The organism is Sphingomonas sp. BL2, from assembly GCF_056680015.1.
Window position 1 is genome coordinate 462,527 of the sequence record NZ_CM155261.1, and the last position, 15,959, is coordinate 478,485.

The 15,959-nt window shown below is 65.4% G+C and carries 11 protein-coding genes and 1 riboswitch; of the genes, 7 read left to right on the forward strand and 4 right to left on the reverse strand.

What is annotated here, in order from left to right; genetic code table 11:
* Positions 1–2,214 carry a TonB-dependent receptor gene (locus AC1ME3_RS02025; RefSeq protein ID WP_480954632.1) on the reverse strand — a complete coding sequence of 738 codons (2,214 nt, stop codon included), beginning with the start codon at positions 2,212–2,214 and terminating at the stop codon, positions 1–3.
* A gap of 149 nt (positions 2,215–2,363) precedes the next feature.
* Positions 2,364–2,473, reverse strand: a riboswitch (TPP riboswitch).
* Positions 2,474–2,772: 299 nt separating this feature from the next.
* On the reverse strand, positions 2,773–3,108 hold the full coding sequence (locus AC1ME3_RS02030; RefSeq protein WP_133020572.1) for a hypothetical protein: 336 nt from the start codon (positions 3,106–3,108) through the stop codon (positions 2,773–2,775).
* 185 nt (positions 3,109–3,293) lie between these two features.
* Between AC1ME3_RS02030 and AC1ME3_RS02035 the strand changes: the two genes are divergently transcribed.
* The 4 genes from AC1ME3_RS02035 (at position 3,294) to AC1ME3_RS02050 (ending at position 6,814) form a co-directional block, all read left to right on the forward strand.
* Complete coding sequence (locus AC1ME3_RS02035) at positions 3,294–3,695, forward strand: GNAT family N-acetyltransferase (protein ID WP_480954633.1); 402 nt, start codon at positions 3,294–3,296, stop codon at positions 3,693–3,695.
* Positions 3,696–3,828: 133 nt separating this feature from the next.
* Entirely contained in the window at positions 3,829–3,972 is a 144-nt protein-coding gene (locus tag AC1ME3_RS02040; protein WP_156362367.1) for a hypothetical protein, read from the forward strand.
* A 111-nt stretch (positions 3,973–4,083) separates the two neighbouring features.
* Positions 4,084–5,511: a deoxyribodipyrimidine photo-lyase gene (locus tag AC1ME3_RS02045; RefSeq protein ID WP_480954634.1), complete on the forward strand. Its 1,428-nt coding sequence runs from the start codon at positions 4,084–4,086 to the stop codon at positions 5,509–5,511.
* A 97-nt stretch (positions 5,512–5,608) separates the two neighbouring features.
* Positions 5,609–6,814: an MFS transporter gene (locus tag AC1ME3_RS02050; RefSeq protein ID WP_480954635.1), complete on the forward strand. Its 1,206-nt coding sequence runs from the start codon at positions 5,609–5,611 to the stop codon at positions 6,812–6,814.
* Positions 6,815–6,831: 17 nt separating this feature from the next.
* On the opposite strand, the gene AC1ME3_RS02055 is transcribed toward AC1ME3_RS02050, so the two are convergent.
* Positions 6,832–9,861, reverse strand: a complete 3,030-nt coding sequence (locus tag AC1ME3_RS02055) for a glycosyl hydrolase family 28-related protein (RefSeq protein WP_480954636.1) — start codon at positions 9,859–9,861, stop codon at positions 6,832–6,834.
* A gap of 226 nt (positions 9,862–10,087) precedes the next feature.
* Positions 10,088–10,345, reverse strand: a complete 258-nt coding sequence (locus AC1ME3_RS02060; protein WP_480954637.1) for a helix-turn-helix domain-containing protein — start codon at positions 10,343–10,345, stop codon at positions 10,088–10,090.
* A gap of 281 nt (positions 10,346–10,626) precedes the next feature.
* Between AC1ME3_RS02060 and AC1ME3_RS02065 the strand changes: the two genes are divergently transcribed.
* The 3 genes from AC1ME3_RS02065 to AC1ME3_RS02075 all read left to right on the forward strand — a co-directional run bounded on the left by AC1ME3_RS02065 (position 10,627) and on the right by AC1ME3_RS02075 (position 15,867).
* Positions 10,627–11,973, forward strand: a complete 1,347-nt coding sequence (locus AC1ME3_RS02065) for a GntP family permease (RefSeq protein ID WP_480955736.1) — start codon at positions 10,627–10,629, stop codon at positions 11,971–11,973.
* Positions 11,963–12,694, forward strand: coding sequence for a FadR/GntR family transcriptional regulator (locus AC1ME3_RS02070; RefSeq protein WP_480954638.1), 732 nt, complete (start codon positions 11,963–11,965; stop codon positions 12,692–12,694). The genes AC1ME3_RS02065 and AC1ME3_RS02070 overlap by 11 nt, the downstream gene beginning before the upstream one ends.
* Positions 12,695–12,897: 203 nt before the next feature.
* Complete coding sequence (locus tag AC1ME3_RS02075) at positions 12,898–15,867, forward strand: TonB-dependent receptor plug domain-containing protein (protein WP_480954639.1); 2,970 nt, start codon at positions 12,898–12,900, stop codon at positions 15,865–15,867.
* The last annotated feature ends 92 nt before the right edge of the window (positions 15,868–15,959 follow it).

A 15,959-nucleotide genomic window follows, 5' to 3' on the forward strand; every position in this document is an offset into this window, starting at 1 on the left:
TCAGAACGCTCGCGAGATCGTCGCCATGACCGCCGCGCCGCTGCTGATGTAGTAGGCTGACGGCGCGCCGGCGATGACCGTGCCGCCTCGGCCAATCGTGTCCTGCGCATTGGTGCTGACCGACTGGACGCCGGCGAGGACATGCGGATCGGTGACGTTGATCGCGTTGACGCGCAGGTCGGTCCGCTTGCCGTCGAGCCAGTCGGCGAGGTGCATGCCGACCGACAGGTCGAGCGTCGCATAGCCCTTGATCCGCTCGTCGTTCATGAAGCTCGCATATTGCCGGCCGATATATTTCGACGCGACACTGCCGAAGAAGCGACCGTCGTCATAGATCCCGCCGGCGCCGAACTGGACGGTCGGGCTGGAGACAGCATGCTTGCCCCTGGTCGGCAGGAAGTCCGCGCCGACCGGCAGGTCGTTGTCGATCCGCGCGCGCAGGTATTCGCCGGAAAGATACAGGCTGACACCCGCGACCGGGCGGTAATCAATCTCCGCATCGACGCCGTACGAGGTCTGTCCGCCGGCGTTGAGCGTCGCGTTGACCTGCGCGCCGCCCTGGTCGATCACGGTGGCGAGTTGGCGGTTGCGGAACTTGTAGTGGAAGCCGGTTACCGAGGCCGAGAGCTGTTCGCCGATGAAGCGGTAGCCGATCTCCTGCGACACCGAATATTCGTTCTTTAGCGCGTTCGTCCCCTGCACGACCACTTCGCCGCCGTAATAGCTGTTGTAGAGCGTGAACTCGTTGGGCGTGCGGAAGTTGGTGGTGATGTTGGCGAACAGCTGCTGGCGATCGTCGATCCGGTAGTGGATCGCCGCGCGGGGGAGCGCGGCGAAGCTGTCGTTGCGCACCTTGTCCTGCGGCCCAGGCAGATAATTGCGGCCGTTGCGCAGAACGTTGACACCCTTGAACCCCGCGTCGATCGTCAGCCGCGGCGTCAGCGCGATACTGTCGGCGAGGAAAAAGCCTTTCGTCACCGTCACGGTACGCTGGTTCTCATAAGCGAGCAGGCGACCGTCGGCGGTACGGATCGCCATGGCGCGGTAGCCCCAGCGGTCGAACGGCTGCCCATCGGCGTCGATCGAGGTGTAGGACTGCGTGACGCGGTCGGTGCCGTAGTCGAACCATAGCCCAGCGGTGAGCGTATGCGCGCCGGTCTTGAAGATCAGCTTGCTGACGTTGCCGGTCCGCATCTGGTCGCCGGTGTAGTTGCCGAGCACGGTCGCCACGCCGTCAACCGCACCGGGCAGCGCGATCGGCTGTGCCAGTTCCTCAGTGCCGAGGAAATTCCCTTCCGTGGTCAGCTGCGTCCCGTAGGGCGAGTTGCCATAACCGAACTGGAGATAGGTGGTGGTGTCGAGCGCCAGCCGATCGTTCAGTACCAGATGCACCGGCGCGGAGGCATAGAGGTTGCGGAATGGCGCGCGGTACAGCCGCCAGTAGTTTGTGCTCCCGGCCGTGTAATTCTTGTCGTAGTTGAAGTCGCGACCCTGCGCGTTCCATTCGGCGAGCGTCGGACTCGGATAGCTCGACGAGTTCGCGTCGTTGTACGACAGCGCGAGGCTGGCGCGGTTGCCGGCACCCCATTCGCCCAGAATCTTGGCGTCGATATGCTGGCGCGTGTCGAAACCGGCACCTCGCCAATTGTCGGCGCGAGTGTTCGAATAGGACAGGAACGCCTTCAGCCCGGTATTGCCGATCGTCCCGCTATCGACCCGGAAGAAGCCGCGCCGCGCCGCGTAGCTGCCGAGCGACAGGTCGACGAGCGCACCGGGACGCGCCTTCGGATCGTCGAGCGACAGCGACAACAGACCGCCTGCCCCGCCGAGCGTCGGTGAATCGATATCGACCGAGCCTTGCGCGAGCGAGATACGCTTCAAATTCTCGGGGTCGGCGAACTGCGACGGATAGGCGTAATAATAGCCGATGTCGTTCTGCGGCGCGCCTTCCATCAGCACGCCGATCTCGTCCTGGCCTAGCCCGCGCAGCGTCAGGCTGGAACTCGTCGACAGGCCGTACGGGTCGCTCGACGCGACGTTCGCGCCGGGCAGCAATGTCACCAACTGAAACGCGTTGAGCGTCGGCCCCTGCTTGACGATGAAGTCGGCGGAGATCGCACTCTGCGCGCGCGGCACCTTCTGGTCGGGGAGCAGACCGGCTGGGTCCTGCTTACCGACCACCCGGATCTCGGCGGGTTCGACCGGCTCGGACACGACCTGCGCACTTGCAGAGGATGCGGCAAGGCTCGCCGAAAGGGTCAGCGCTACCCGGAAAGCAGGGCGGCCGCGCGCTATCAACGCGCGCGTCACAACGAAAAACCAGCACTAAAAAACGTCACGTCCACTCCAATCGGAGGGACGACGGGCCAGCCGCAGACCCTCCCTACGCCGGTATAAGCCGGATCAGGTTCAGCGGGTCATGGGCTGTTGCCCACCTCTCAGCCGCACATCAGCGGCCCCCCGGGGATACGTGCCGCTTAGGGGGTTGGGCGTGTGGTGGAAAGCGCTATCGCATTGATCTGGCTGGTATGCCTCGCGATCGACACCGGCAAACCTCCAGCCCCTCCCCAAGAACGGCGCGCAGCGGCCGGCCTACCCAGAAAACATGCTGTGAAAACAAGGTAGGCCGACCGCCTCGGCAGCTCGATCAACGAGCACCGTCCAGGTCGACAAGGGAATGCCGACGCCGCAACGGTATGACAAATACGTTGCAGCGCGGCATTTAGACTCATCGTGCCGTGAAATGTCTGGGCTAACGGCGGCGTCGAAGGGTCAGGCGCGACCCTCGCGACGCTTGATCTCGCCCAACAGCGCCTCGGCCACCGGGTTGCCGACCTCGCCACCCGACTGGTCGTATGCGCCGGCAAGCTCCGCGTCCGTCGCGCCCTGCAACAGCGCGTTCACCTCGGCGTTGAAGTCGTCGACCTCGCCCGCGGCGGCATCGGCGGCGTCCTCGCTCGTCACGGCCGGCTCCGCTCCGGCGGCCGGCGCGTGTGCCATCACGGCATCCTGTTTGAAGACGTCGAAGGCTTCGGCGGCCTCGTTGCGCTCCTCGATCGCGATTTCGAGGCGGGTGAACAGGTCGAGCTGCGGTGCGGTGTTTTCCATGACGGCAGCTTATCCGCGCGAACACGGTCCAGGCAACTCGTTCGCGCACGACCGGCGCACGGAGCAGGAACGTACCAGGAATCTCTATAATCTAGAGCAACTCGTGAGACTTCCAGCCGGAACGTCCGTTCTGCCCTTCAAGCCGCCGACCTGGAACCAGCGATCGGTTGCAGTTGGGAGAGACCATGACCGCGATCCGAGCCGCCGAACCGTATGACCTTTCCCGGTTGATAGCATTCGATTCCTTCCCCGGAGACCGGATCGCGGAGATCGTCGAGCGCCGCATGCTTGTAGCCGAAGTGGACGGCGTCATCGCAGGCTATATCGCGTGGCAGACCGGCGGATGCATCGGCAAGGACTATGTGAACAAACTGGTCGTCGATCCGGACTATCGTCGCCACGGGATCGCCCAATCGTTGATAGCCGAACTGAAATTTGTCCTAAATGGCAGAGTCTTCATCTCGACCGGTGTTGATAACAGCGCCGCTGTCGGACTGTTGACACGCACCAATTGGCAACCAGCCGGCCAGATCGTTGGCTTACGCCCTGCAGACGAGGCGGAAATCTTTTACTACCGAGACCTCTGAGTCGCGACATTGCCCTTGATGTTTACTACCAACATCAGTTCTCCCGGAGTTAAGCGGGCAGGTCGAGACATTTTTGCGACTAGTCGAGGGACCGACTTGTATCGCCAAACGTTTGCGGCGATATAACTCAGACATGCCCCAACGGATGCTCAATCCCGATCAACGGCTTCGCGAGCATCTCGAGGATGCGCTGGCGGAGGCTGATGCGCTCGGCCAGACGGTCGTCGCCGCATTGATATCCGAGGCACTCGACGCTTTGGCATACGTCCGCCCCTGAAGGGATCGTCGCGACCGCCCCGTGTGTTAGGCCATCATGGTAACGTCGCTCTCGCAACCTTCGACCGTAGAATCGCTGGATTCCTGGGCTGAGGCAGCTCGCATACGCCGAATGAACGCGGCAGAAGTCCGACCGACCAAGCGATACGTCCTTTGCTGGCTGCAACAGGCGTTGCGTGCCCGCGACAATCCGGTGATCGACGCGGCTATTTGTCTCGGCAACGATCTTGGCCTGCCGGTCCTCGTCTACCACGGACTGCGCGAAGACTACCCCTACGCGTCCGATCGCCTGCACCGCTTCATTCTGGGTGCGAGCCGCGATCTGGCGCGCGACTGCCGACAGCGCGGCCTCGCCTGCGTCCAGCATGTCGACCACGCCGACGCGCGCGAGAAAGGCCTGGTCTACCGTCTCGCCGCCGACAGCGCCGCGGTGTTCGTCGAGGACCAGCCGACCTTCGTCGCACGCTTGCAGTCGGACCGTGTCGCCGCCCGCACCGAAGCCGCGATGTTCGCGGTCAACGCCGCATGCTTGGTACCCCCCGCGCTGCTCGGCGACGGCATCGGCTCGACCACCGCGTTCCGGCGCAAGCACGAGGCAGTGCGTGCGGATTGGCTGGCGACCGACGGCCTTCAGGCGGGCGTTGCCGCGTATGACGGCCCCCTGCCCTTCACGTCCGATCGTCTCGAATCCTGCAGCGACGCCGACCTGGACCGGCTGGTCGAGAACACGGCGATCGACCATTCGCTTGTGCTCAGTCCGGACTTCCCGGCCGGTCGCGACGGTGCGCTAAGCAAGCTCGAACGGCTGATGGACATTGTGCTGCCGACCTATGCGACGACCCGCAACGACGCGACCAAGCCGGTCGGTGCGAGCATGCTCTCGCCCTATCTGCATTTCGGCGTGATCGGCCCGCGCGAAGTCATGGCCACCGTCGAAGCCGCCGATGCGCCAGTTGCCGCCAAGACCAAATTCGCCGACGAACTACTGACATGGCGCGAATGGTTCCACTACCAGGCTCGCGCGCTTCCCTCGCCCGAACGCTACGACCGCGTCTCGGAATGGGCCCGCGAAACGCTCGCAGCGCACGCTTCTGACCCGCGTCCGGAAGTGGAAACGCTCGCCGACCTGCTCAACGGCACCACTCGTGACGAGACCTGGAACGCGTGCCAGCGCCAGTTCCTGGTCGACGGCTGGATGCACAATAATCTGCGCATGTACTGGGCCAAGCGAATCATCGCCCTGACGCCCGATCCCGAGACCGCGTGGGCGACCGCCTGCTACCTGAACGACCGGCTCAGTCTCGACGGGCGCGATCCGTCGACCTACGGCAACATCGCGGCGTCGTTCGGCGCAGGATCGCCCGGCCGCGACGGGCCGCCGATCTACGGCAAGGTGCCGACGCGGTCGGATGGCTCGACCCGACACCGCGACGGTGGCCCGGAGTGGCTTCACGCCGCTGCGACGCGTACCGCGCCCGAACCTACGCTGCCGTCGAGCCTGCCGTCCGCACTTTACCTTACGGGCGAACTGCCCATCTAACCCGAGCGCGCGTCGCCGCCCGCTACCGACAGCCCGACCCATTCACCTGCAAGCATGGCGCGCCCGTCAGGCGCAGCGCCGTACACCGGAATTGACCATGACATCGACTGCGCAAGACCGCCCGGAACCTCGTACGACGGGCTATGTCCTGACGAGCAGCGTGACGTTCGCGATGGCGGCCGCTGCCGGCGTCGCGGTCGCCAATATCTATTATAATCAACCGATGCTCGGCGTGATCGAGAAGGATCTGCCGGGCAAGCTGTCCACGCTGATCCCCACCGCGACGCAGTTGGGGTACGCTGCGGGCCTGTTCTTCCTCGTGCCGCTCGGCGACCTGATCGAGCGCAAGCGCCTGATCGTGATCCAGTTCGCCGTCCTCGCCGCCGCGCTGGTCGCCGCCGCGATTGCGCCCACCGCAGGCCTGGTCGTGGCTGCGTCGCTCCTGGTCGGCATCGCCTCCACGGTCGCGCAGCAAATCGTCCCGCTAGCCGCCAACCTCGCCGCCCCGGACCGCCGCGGGGCGACCGTCGGCACGGTCATGTCGGGCCTGTTGTGCGGCATATTGCTGAGCCGGACACTCGCCGGCTTCGTTGCCACGCATGCCGGCTGGCGCGAGATGTTCTGGCTCGGCGTGCCGATGGCGCTCGCCGTCGGCCTCTGGATGGCGATCAAGCTGCCCCGCAGCCAGCCAGCCGCGACGCTATCCTATGGCGGCCTCCTTCGCTCGCTCGTCGGGCTGTGGCGCGAGTTCGGCGCATTGCGGCTGGCGACCGTCACCCAATCGCTGATCTTCGCCGCGTTCACCGCGTTCTGGACGATCCTCGCGCTCCGCCTTCAGGAGCCGCACTATGCGATGGGTGCCGATGTAGCGGGGCTGTTCGGCATCGTCGGCGCAGTCGGCATCTTCGCCGCACCGATCGCCGGGCGCTACGCAGATCGAAAGGGCCCGCACACGGTGATCGCGCTCGGCGCAGCGCTGACGCTGGTGTCGTGGATCCTGTTCGGCGTGTGGACGTCGATCGCAGGCATGGTCGTCGGCGTCATCGTGCTCGATTTCGCCGTCCAGAGTGCGCTCGTGTCCAACCAGCACATCGTCTACGCGCTGCGCCCCGAAGCGAGGGCGCGGCTCAACACGATCTTCATGGGCGGCATGTTCCTGGGCGGCGCGGTCGGGTCCGCCGCGGCGACGCAGGCCTGGGCCGCGGCCGGCTGGTCCGGCGTGACCATGCTCGGCATCGTACTAACCGCACTGGCGACGCTGATCCAGACGGTCAGCCTGGTGCGGCGCAAGCGGGCGATCTGACCGACCGCCCGACGCGCTTACAGTCCGATAGAGTAGAGTGCGTGGTGCGCCAGTATGAACAGCGTACGACGATCCGCGCCACCGATGACGAGTTGCAGCGGACGTTCCGGGACGTCGATACGGCGTAACAGCGAGCCGTCCGGCCGGTAGACGAACACCTGTCCGTTGGCGACGTACAGGTTGCCAGCCGCATCGCGCGTCGCGCTCTCGCCGCCGCGTGGTGCGACGACCTTGAGGTCCGTCACCCGGCCATTGTCGCCGACCAGACCGCTATACGTGCGGTTCTCCGATCCGTTGGTCAGCACCACGCGCTCGCCGGGGGGCGCCGTGACGAACCCATAGGAATCGAGCGTATCGGACCAGCGCCAACCCTGATGATCGTCCGGCCCCTGGTTCCACACGCGGAACGCCGGCAGCACCAGCGAACCGTCGGGCGAGACATATTCCTGCGCCTTCGGCTCGCCCATCTTGCTGGCGAAGAAATCGGCGAGCGGTGGATATTGGTACGTCGTCGGATCGATCCGGTCAGCGAACTCGCCGTTCGCCCAGACGTTGACGGGCAGCACCGTCGCCGCACCGCGTCGCGCCTTGGCTAGGGTCGGCGCAATGACCTTGACGTCGGAGGGCTTGGTCGGGTCGATGCTGTAGACAGTCCCGTCTCGCCCGGCTGACGACAGCACCAGCAGATCGCCGGACTTGTCGACCGCGAGGTTCACCGCATCGAGCGGCGCTTCCGCGACGATCGACAGGCCTTCGGTCTTCGACCAGCCATGAATCCGCTGGAAGCGGCGATCGATGAAGTACAGCTTGCCCTGCGCATCGACCGCGCCACCGGCGATCGAATAGAAACCGTCGGCGAGTTTTTCGACACCGGGCGTGAGCGGTATCGGGGTTCGACCTGCCGTCGCGAGTGCGGCCGGCACGTCGAGCTTGGCGAATTCGAGCTCGCGCACTTCCTGACCGCGCGTCATGTCCTTGATCGTGTTCTCGAACGGGAATTTGCTGGCGCGCAGATACGTGCCGCAGCCCTTCGCATCGCAGCTCGCGAACCCGCTTTCGGCGTTCACATGGACGTTGCGGAAACGGATATCGCCCGAGTTGTAGAGCTTTACCGCCGCGTCCATCGGCTTGATCGACCGCGTGACGCGGTAGCTGTGATAATTGGCGAACAGGATGTTGCGCGAATTGCGGATCTCGGTGGAAATCGCATCGACGCCGTCGCGCACCTCTTGCTCGGTCTGCGGCGCGAGGAATTCCCAGTTCTCGACGTTATCGAGAACGATCTCGGCGCGATAATGATGCTCGGCCGAGAGTTCGTAGACGTGGCCGGGGGTCTTGGTGTTCGAGACGTGGAAGCCCGCCGAGGCCAGCGTGTTCGGCGACCAGATCGCCGCAAACGTACCCCCGCCGCCGTCGGTCACCCAGATGCTCGGATATTGGCCGTCGAAGCGCGCGCGCGGGTCACCGAAGCCGATCGGGCTGCCCTTGGTCAGCACGGTTCCGCCCCCGCCCTGGATCTTGACGTCGTTGACCATCGACCCCTCGCCGGCCTTCCAGAGCAACGCGGTCGCGCGCGGGTTGACGCCACCGGTCCACAGCCCGAGGCCGGAGACGATCGCGTTGCCGCCCCTCGCGCTTTCCAGCAGAGCCTTCGGACCGCCCACGCCCATATAGGCCGGCGTCTCATCGGGCAGATAGAGATGCGTGAGGCTCGGGTGCAGCGAGATCAGAACGCTGTCGGGCCGCAGCTTCAGCGTGTCGGTGACGCGGTAGCGGCCGACCGGGAGGTACAGCACGCGGTGTGTATCGATCGCGCGCTGCAAGGCTGCGGTATCGTCGGTGGTATCGTCACCTTTGACACCCAAATCATGCACGTTCGCCCATTCGCGCACCGCAGGCATTGCCCGGATCGCCGGCGCACGTCGAGTGGGCAGTCGTGACAGCGGCGCGATCGAGACGTCGGTCGCATATTCGCCGATCGTACCGAGTCCCGCCAGCTTCAGACCGTAGGAAAAGTCGGCGACCCGGTAGGTTGGCCCCGCCGCCGCGACGGTCTTGCCGCTGTCGCGGAAGCGCGCGAAGGTCGGCGTGTTGCTCGCCACCGCGTTGTCGAAGCCGATCTGCGTGAAGACGCTGTTCTCGGCCGAGACGACGATGCCCGCCTGCGATACGTTCTCGAACCGGACGTCCTTGCCCCAGAAGGAATCCGAATAGCCGCGGTCGATCTCGATGCCGACCGGCGTATCGCGGATTGCGACGTTGACCAGGGTCAGGTCGACCTCATGCTCACGGATCGCCGCGTCGCGCTGACCCTGGAACTCTGAGTCGAGCAGCGTGAACTGCCACGCCGGCGAGGTCTTCTCCGACATTAGGCCGTAGCGACCGCCGAAGAATCGCAGATTCTCGAACTCGTTGCCCGCCTGATAGACGCCGGCAAGACCCGAGCCGATGTGGAAGTCGATGTGCCGCAGATAGCCGTGCTGCGCGACGCGGAAGCGCACCGCGACCGCGCCGGCATTGCCATCGCCGATCCGGAAATCGACGTTGGACAGCGTGGAATAGAAGGTGCTCGAGGTCGCATCGAAGATCGCCGGATCGAACGGCACGCTGGTACGCGGCGGGACGGGTGCCTTGCCGACACGGTACTGATCCTCGCCGGTGAAGCTGACCATCGCCGCCACGCCGGACCCGAAGCCCGCGCTGTTGTCGGCGAGGACGATCTCGGGGCGAGTCGCGCCGACGCCGAAGACGCGGACGGCGGACCGGATGAAGATCGTGCGGGTGATCCGGTAGCGTCCCGACGGCAGGAACACGACGCCGCCATGACCACCAGCCGCCGCCGCATCGATCGCCTGCTGAATCGCAGCGCTATCGTCTGCACGGCCGTCGCCGACGCCCTTGACGGTTATCGCCTGCGGATCGTTGGGCTGGCTGAGATAGACCGAGACCGACTTGGTTGGCGCCGCCGTCTTTGCAGCCACGGTCTTTGCAAAAGCCGGGCTGGCGACAAGAAGCGCCGTTCCGCAGAGCAGCCATTTCGCAACCATCGTCCGTCTCCCGTTATCAGGACAGCAGTCCTACCGTTCGTGGAGGTCCGCTTCATCTGCGACGAAGGTCGTATTCGGAGCCCTTTCGATCCTCCCACGCAAGGGGGAGGTGGCTGGCTATTGCCAGACGGAGGGGGAGGAAAGGGAAACCGATGTTCCGTGTCCTCCCCCTCCGTCGCCTTCGGCGCCACCTCCCCCTGACGGAGGAGGATCGAAAGGGGAGGACTCAGATCGCCAGCGTCTGCGCGACGATCGCGGCCTGCGTCCGGTTGCGGACGTTCAGCTTGCGCATCAGGGCGGTCATGTGGACCTTCACGGTAGCCTCGGCGATGCCCAGATCGAACGCGATCTGCTTGTTCAGCAAACCCGAATGGACGCCGCGAAGGACCCTGATCTGCGTCGGCGTCAGGCGCGGCGACGCGGCGCACGTAGCGGCGGTGGTCGCGACCGAAGGTTGGTGCGTATCGTATCCGGGCCGTTCCATGGTCATCCCTCCCTGTGCGCCGGCCGAAGTCGTAGCGGCCAATGGCCGAGACGGGGTGGCTGTCGCTGTTGATCCAGTGATCCGTTACGCGGATTCGGTTGGACAGATTTTGACTATGGGCCGTGAGATCGCACGCAATCAAGCCTTTTTTGTTGTCAGATCGAAAAGACCTGTCGTACAGATCTGCCATCATATCGGCAGGCGAAGGCGCCGCCGACCAACGGGAGGGGCGTGATGTCACGAGCACTGGACGAGCGCGCGCAACTGCGACCCGCATGCCGATGATCAGCCCCGACATGCGACTCGTGATCGCTGCACTTGCGGGGATATTCCTCGCCGTCCTGATGATCGTTCGCGGTCGACTCCACCCCTTTATCGGCCTGTTGTGCGGCGCGTTCACCGTCGGCCTGCTTGCCGGACTCCCCCTCCCCGATGTCGCCAAGGCGGTGCAGAAGGGGGTAGGCGACATCATCGGCGGCACGGGGCTGGTCGTCGCACTCGGCCTGTCGCTCGGCGCGATGCTGCATCTGTCGGGGGCCGCGGCGTCGCTGGCCAAAGGGGCGTTGCAGTTGACCGGCAAGCAGGCCGCACCCTGGGCGACGCTGGGCATCGCGATCATCGTCGGGCTTCCGCTGTTCTTCGAGACCGGCCTCGTCCTGCTGCTGCCGATCGTCGTCGCGGCCGCCGAGGAGATGACCGGCAAGGACGGCGCGGAACGCGATGCCGCCAAGTTGAGGCTGATCATGCCCGCGCTGGCAGGGCTCGGCGTGGTCCACGCGCTGGTCCCGCCCCATCCCGGCCCGCTGCTCGCGGTCGAGGCGTTGGGCGCCAACCTCGGCAAGACGATGCTCTACGGCATCGCGATCGCCATTCCGACGGCGATCATATCCGGGCCGCTGCTCGCGAAGTTCACGACGCGCGGCGTTCGGCTGGAAGCGCCGGTGTTGCATGATCCGGGGCTCGGCATCGCCCCGCCGCCGCGGCTGTGGTCGCTGTTGATCGTGCTCCTGCCGGTGCTGATGATCGCGACCGGCGAGCTGGGCCAGATGATCCCGGGCATGAAAGGTACCGCATGGCTGGTCGCCGCGAGCAACCCTGTCGTCGCGTTGTTGCTGACCAACCTCATCGCGCTCCCGCTGCTGTTCGGCCGGCGGCTTCGTGAGGCTGCGATCCAGAACGCGGTGTGGCACGAGACGATGGGCGCCGCGGGGGCGATCCTGCTCGCGATCGGAGCGGGCGGCGCGTTGAAGCAGGTGCTGGTGACCGCAGGCCTGTCCGACCTGCTCGCGCGCACCGTGCTGATGTATTCGATCTCGCCGCTGTTACTCGGCTGGCTGGTCGCCGTCGGCATCCGCCTCGCGGCTGGGTCCGCAACGGTCGCGACGATTACCGCGGTCGGCATCATGCCGGGCGTGGTCGCCAGCTCGGGCGTGTCGCCGGAGCTGGTCGTGCTGGCGATCGGCGCGGGCTCCGTATTCTTCAGCCACGTCAACGATCCGGGGTTTTGGCTGGTCAAGAGCTATGTCGGCACCAGCACCGCGGACACGTTCCGCACCTGGTCGATGCTGGAGACGTCGATCTCGGTCGTCGGCCTCGCGTTCGTCCTGGCGCTCAGCCATGTCGTCTGAGTCTCCGAGCACCCCGCCGCCGATCGTTCCGGACAAGCCCGCCGCGAACGGCATCAGGCTGGCGGACCGCGCCTATACCGCGATCGTCCAGATCATCCTCGACGAACAGCTCGCGGTCGGCGACCGGCTTCCGGCCGAGGACAAGCTGGCGACAATGTTCGGCATGTCCCGCACGATCGTCCGCGAGGCGCTGGCGAGGCTCGCGTCCGACGGCATCACGCAGGCACGGCGCGGTGCCGGGTCCTATGTCAAGCGGCGCCCGTCGGAGCGGCTCGGGTCGCACATGCCGATGGCCGACATCGCGGCGACGCTCGGCACCTACGAAGTGCGCTTCGTACTGGAAGCGGAGGCGGCGCGGCTCGCGGCACAACGCCGGTCGCACCACCAGATGGACGCGATCGAACACGCGTTGGAGGCGTTGCGGACCGCGTTGCTGTCGAACGCGCCGGCGCATGACGAGGACTGGGTGCTGCACCGCACGATCGCCGAGGCGACTGCCAACGCTGCGTTCCTGCCCGTCTTCGATCACCTCCAGGACGCGGTGATGCGGATCCTGCGCGCCGGTGTCGACATCTCGCGGTCGCGCGCGCCGGAAGTGATCAAGGCGATGATGGACGAGCACGACGCGATCGTCGAAGCCATCCGTGCGCAGGATGCGGACGGCGCCGCGCTGGCGATGCGCTGGCATCTGTCGCAGGGCCGCAAGCGCCTGATGCCCTGACGCGTCAGGGTTCGGCTCACGCGCCGCACCTGCGACCATGGTCGTAGATGATACCGCGCCCAGTATATCGTAGAGAACGACAAGAATGACACGTCGCCAGGCCGGACCACGGCACGCGCCACGTGCGACAAGGGGATGGACGGATGAACAAGGTTACGCGCGGTCGACGCTCAGTCGGATCTTTCGATGTTAACGCAACCAGCATGATCGTGCTGGCCACCGCATTGCTCTGCGCCCCTGCCGCGGCCCAGACTATTGCCCCGCCGTCCGACCTGCCCGCCTCGACCCAATCGGCCGATCCGGCGGCGCCGCCCCAGACGCTGACCCCGCAGACCGCCGCAGAAGAGCAGGCCGCGCCGGACAAGGACATCGTCGTCACGGGATCGCGCATCGTCTCGAGCGGCTACAACGCACCGACGCCCACGACCGTGATCGGCGAGGACCAGATCCTCAAGAACGCCCAGCCCAATATCTTCAACGCGGTCGCGCAGCTGCCGTCGCTGCAGGGCTCGACCGGCGCCTCCACCGGCACGTTCAGCACGTCCAGCGGTACGCAAGGACTGAGCTCCTTCTCGCTGCGTGGGCTTGGCCCGATCCGTACGCTGACCCTGCTCGATGGCCAGCGCGTCGTCGGCGCCAACGTCTCCGGCGTACCCGACATCAGCATGTTCCCGCAGTTGCTGGTCAAGCGCGTCGACGTCGTCACCGGCGGCGCATCCGCCTCCTACGGCTCGGACGCCGTCGGCGGCGTGGTCAACTTCATCACCGACACGCGCTTCAAGGGCTTCAAGGCGAACGTCCAGGGCGGCATCACCAACTACGGCGACGACAAGCAGGGCCTGGTCCAGGCCGCGTTCGGCACCTCACTGTTCGGCGACAAGCTGCACCTGATCGTCAGCGGCGAATATGACGACGAGGACGGCGTCGGCCCGGGCGATTTCGGCACCGACCTCGCCAAGGGACGCGACTGGTACCGCGCGACCACGCTCGTCAACACCGGCCAGACCAACAACGGCCTGCCGCAGTTCAACTACCGCGACTATGCCCAGCCCTATCAATATGCGCGCTTCGGCCTGATCAACAACGGCCCGTTGCAGGGCATCGCGTTCGACCAGAACGGCGCGCCGTATAATTTCAACTATGGCTCGAACGGTCGTCCGACCGGCACCGGCGGCGTCACCAACTGCTTCCCCGCCAACAGCTTCTGCGTCGGCGGCGACCTGTCGGGCGCGCCGGGCTCGGGCGCATCGCTCAAATCTTCGCTGGAACGGCTCAACGGCTTTGGGCGGATCGGCTTCGACTTCGCCGAGAACAACGAGGCCTATGTCACCGTCAACGTCGCACAGGTAAAGACCAGCAACCAGCCGAGCCCGGGGTACAACCGCCCGAACCTGACCGTGCAGTGCGCCAACCCCTTCCTGCCGCAGTTGGTCCGCGATCGCTGCGCGACCGCCAACATCACGCAGTTCAATTTCGGTACCAGCAACGGCAACTTCCCCGATCCGCTGGTCCAGACGGACCGTCGCCAATACCGTTTCGTCGGCGGGCTGAAGGGCAAATTCGAGATCGGCAGCACGCCGTGGACCTACGATGCCTATTACGAGCACGGCATCACAAAGGCGGCGATCGACGTCGACAACACCGTGTTGCAGCCCCGCTATGTCGCTGCGACCAACGCGATCACGCTGAACGGCGCGATTGTCTGCGCCGATCCGGCCGCGCGCGCCGCCGGATGCCAGCCGATCAACATCTTCGGCGGTGCGGTGCCGTCGGCATCGGCGCTCGCCTATGTCACGCCTGCCAACGGCCCGCTCCAGCGCACCAAGCTGACGCAGGACGTCGCCAGCCTCAACTTCTCCGGCGAGCCGCTCAACCTGTGGGCCGGGCCGTTGGCGGTTGCCTTCGGTGGTGAGTATCGCCGTGAATTCTACCGCGTCCACGGCGACCCCTATGGTGCGGGCGTCACCGCGCTCAGCCCGAACAGCACCGCCTATCCCGCCGATCCGCTGTTGAATTCCGCGCTGGGCAGTAACTGGGCAGCCGGCAACTACAAGAACGGCCGCGGCAAGTACGAGGTGTATGAGGGGTTCCTCGAACTCAACCTGCCCTTGTTCAACAGCGAGGCCATCGGCCGCGCCAACCTTAATGGCGCGGGCCGCGTGACGCATTACAGCACGTCGGGCACGGTCTGGGCGTGGAAGGCCGGCGGCACCTGGGATACGCCGCTCGACGGCATCCGGTTGCGCGCCGTCACGTCGCGCGACGTCCGCGCGCCGAACCTGTCCGAACTGTTCGCCGCACCGACCGTCACCACGCTGCCCAACTTTACCAATCCGTTTTCCGGTAGCGGCGTGCAGGCGTTCCAGAACACCGTCGGCAACCCCGATCTGAAGCCGGAAATCGCGCGCAACACCGAGGTCGGTATCGTCCTGTCGCACCCGTCATGGGCACCGGGTCTCGGTCTGTCGTTCGACTATTACAAGATCAAGCTAGACGGCGTCGTCTCGACACTGTCGCCCGACCAGATCGTCCGCTTCTGCTTCGAGGGCAATCAAGCGTTCTGCGGCGGCTTCGTGCTGAACAGCCCGACCCAGGGCGGCAATTTCATCAACGTCCAGCCGTTCAATCTGGCATCGTGGAAGACCAGCGGGTTCGACATCGAGGCGAGTTACCAGTGGAAGAAGCCGCTCGGCATCCCCGGCAACTTCACGCTCCGCGTGCTCGGCACGCATGTGAAGGAGTTCCTTGTCGACGCTGGGATAGCTGGCGTTGACGTGGTCGACCAAGCCGGGGCCAACAACGGCGCGACGCCGGACTGGAAGTGGCTGGCGACGCAGAGCTACGACAACGACGTCTTCAGCCTCAACCTACAGGAGCGCTGGTTCTCGGACGGCGTGTTCGGCAATCAATATGTCGTCTGCACCACCGCTTGCCCGGTCTCGACCGCCAACCACCCGACCATCGACTATAACAAGATGAAGGGTGCGTTCTACATCGACCTCGGCGGATCGGTGAACGTGACCAAGCAGGCCAGCATGTTCTTCAAGGTCGACAATTTGTTCGATCACGATCCGGCGCCCGCACCACAGACCAATACCGGACTCGACGTGAACCCGGCGCTGTATGACACGCTCGGCCGCATCTACCGCGTAGGCGTTCGCGCCAGGTTCTGACGGCCTTTCCCCCGGTAGCGGCCGTTGCCGGGGGAGTGCACCGTTCCAAGACCATTTAATATCGCGAATATTTAACTCGTGCCGGTCGTAAA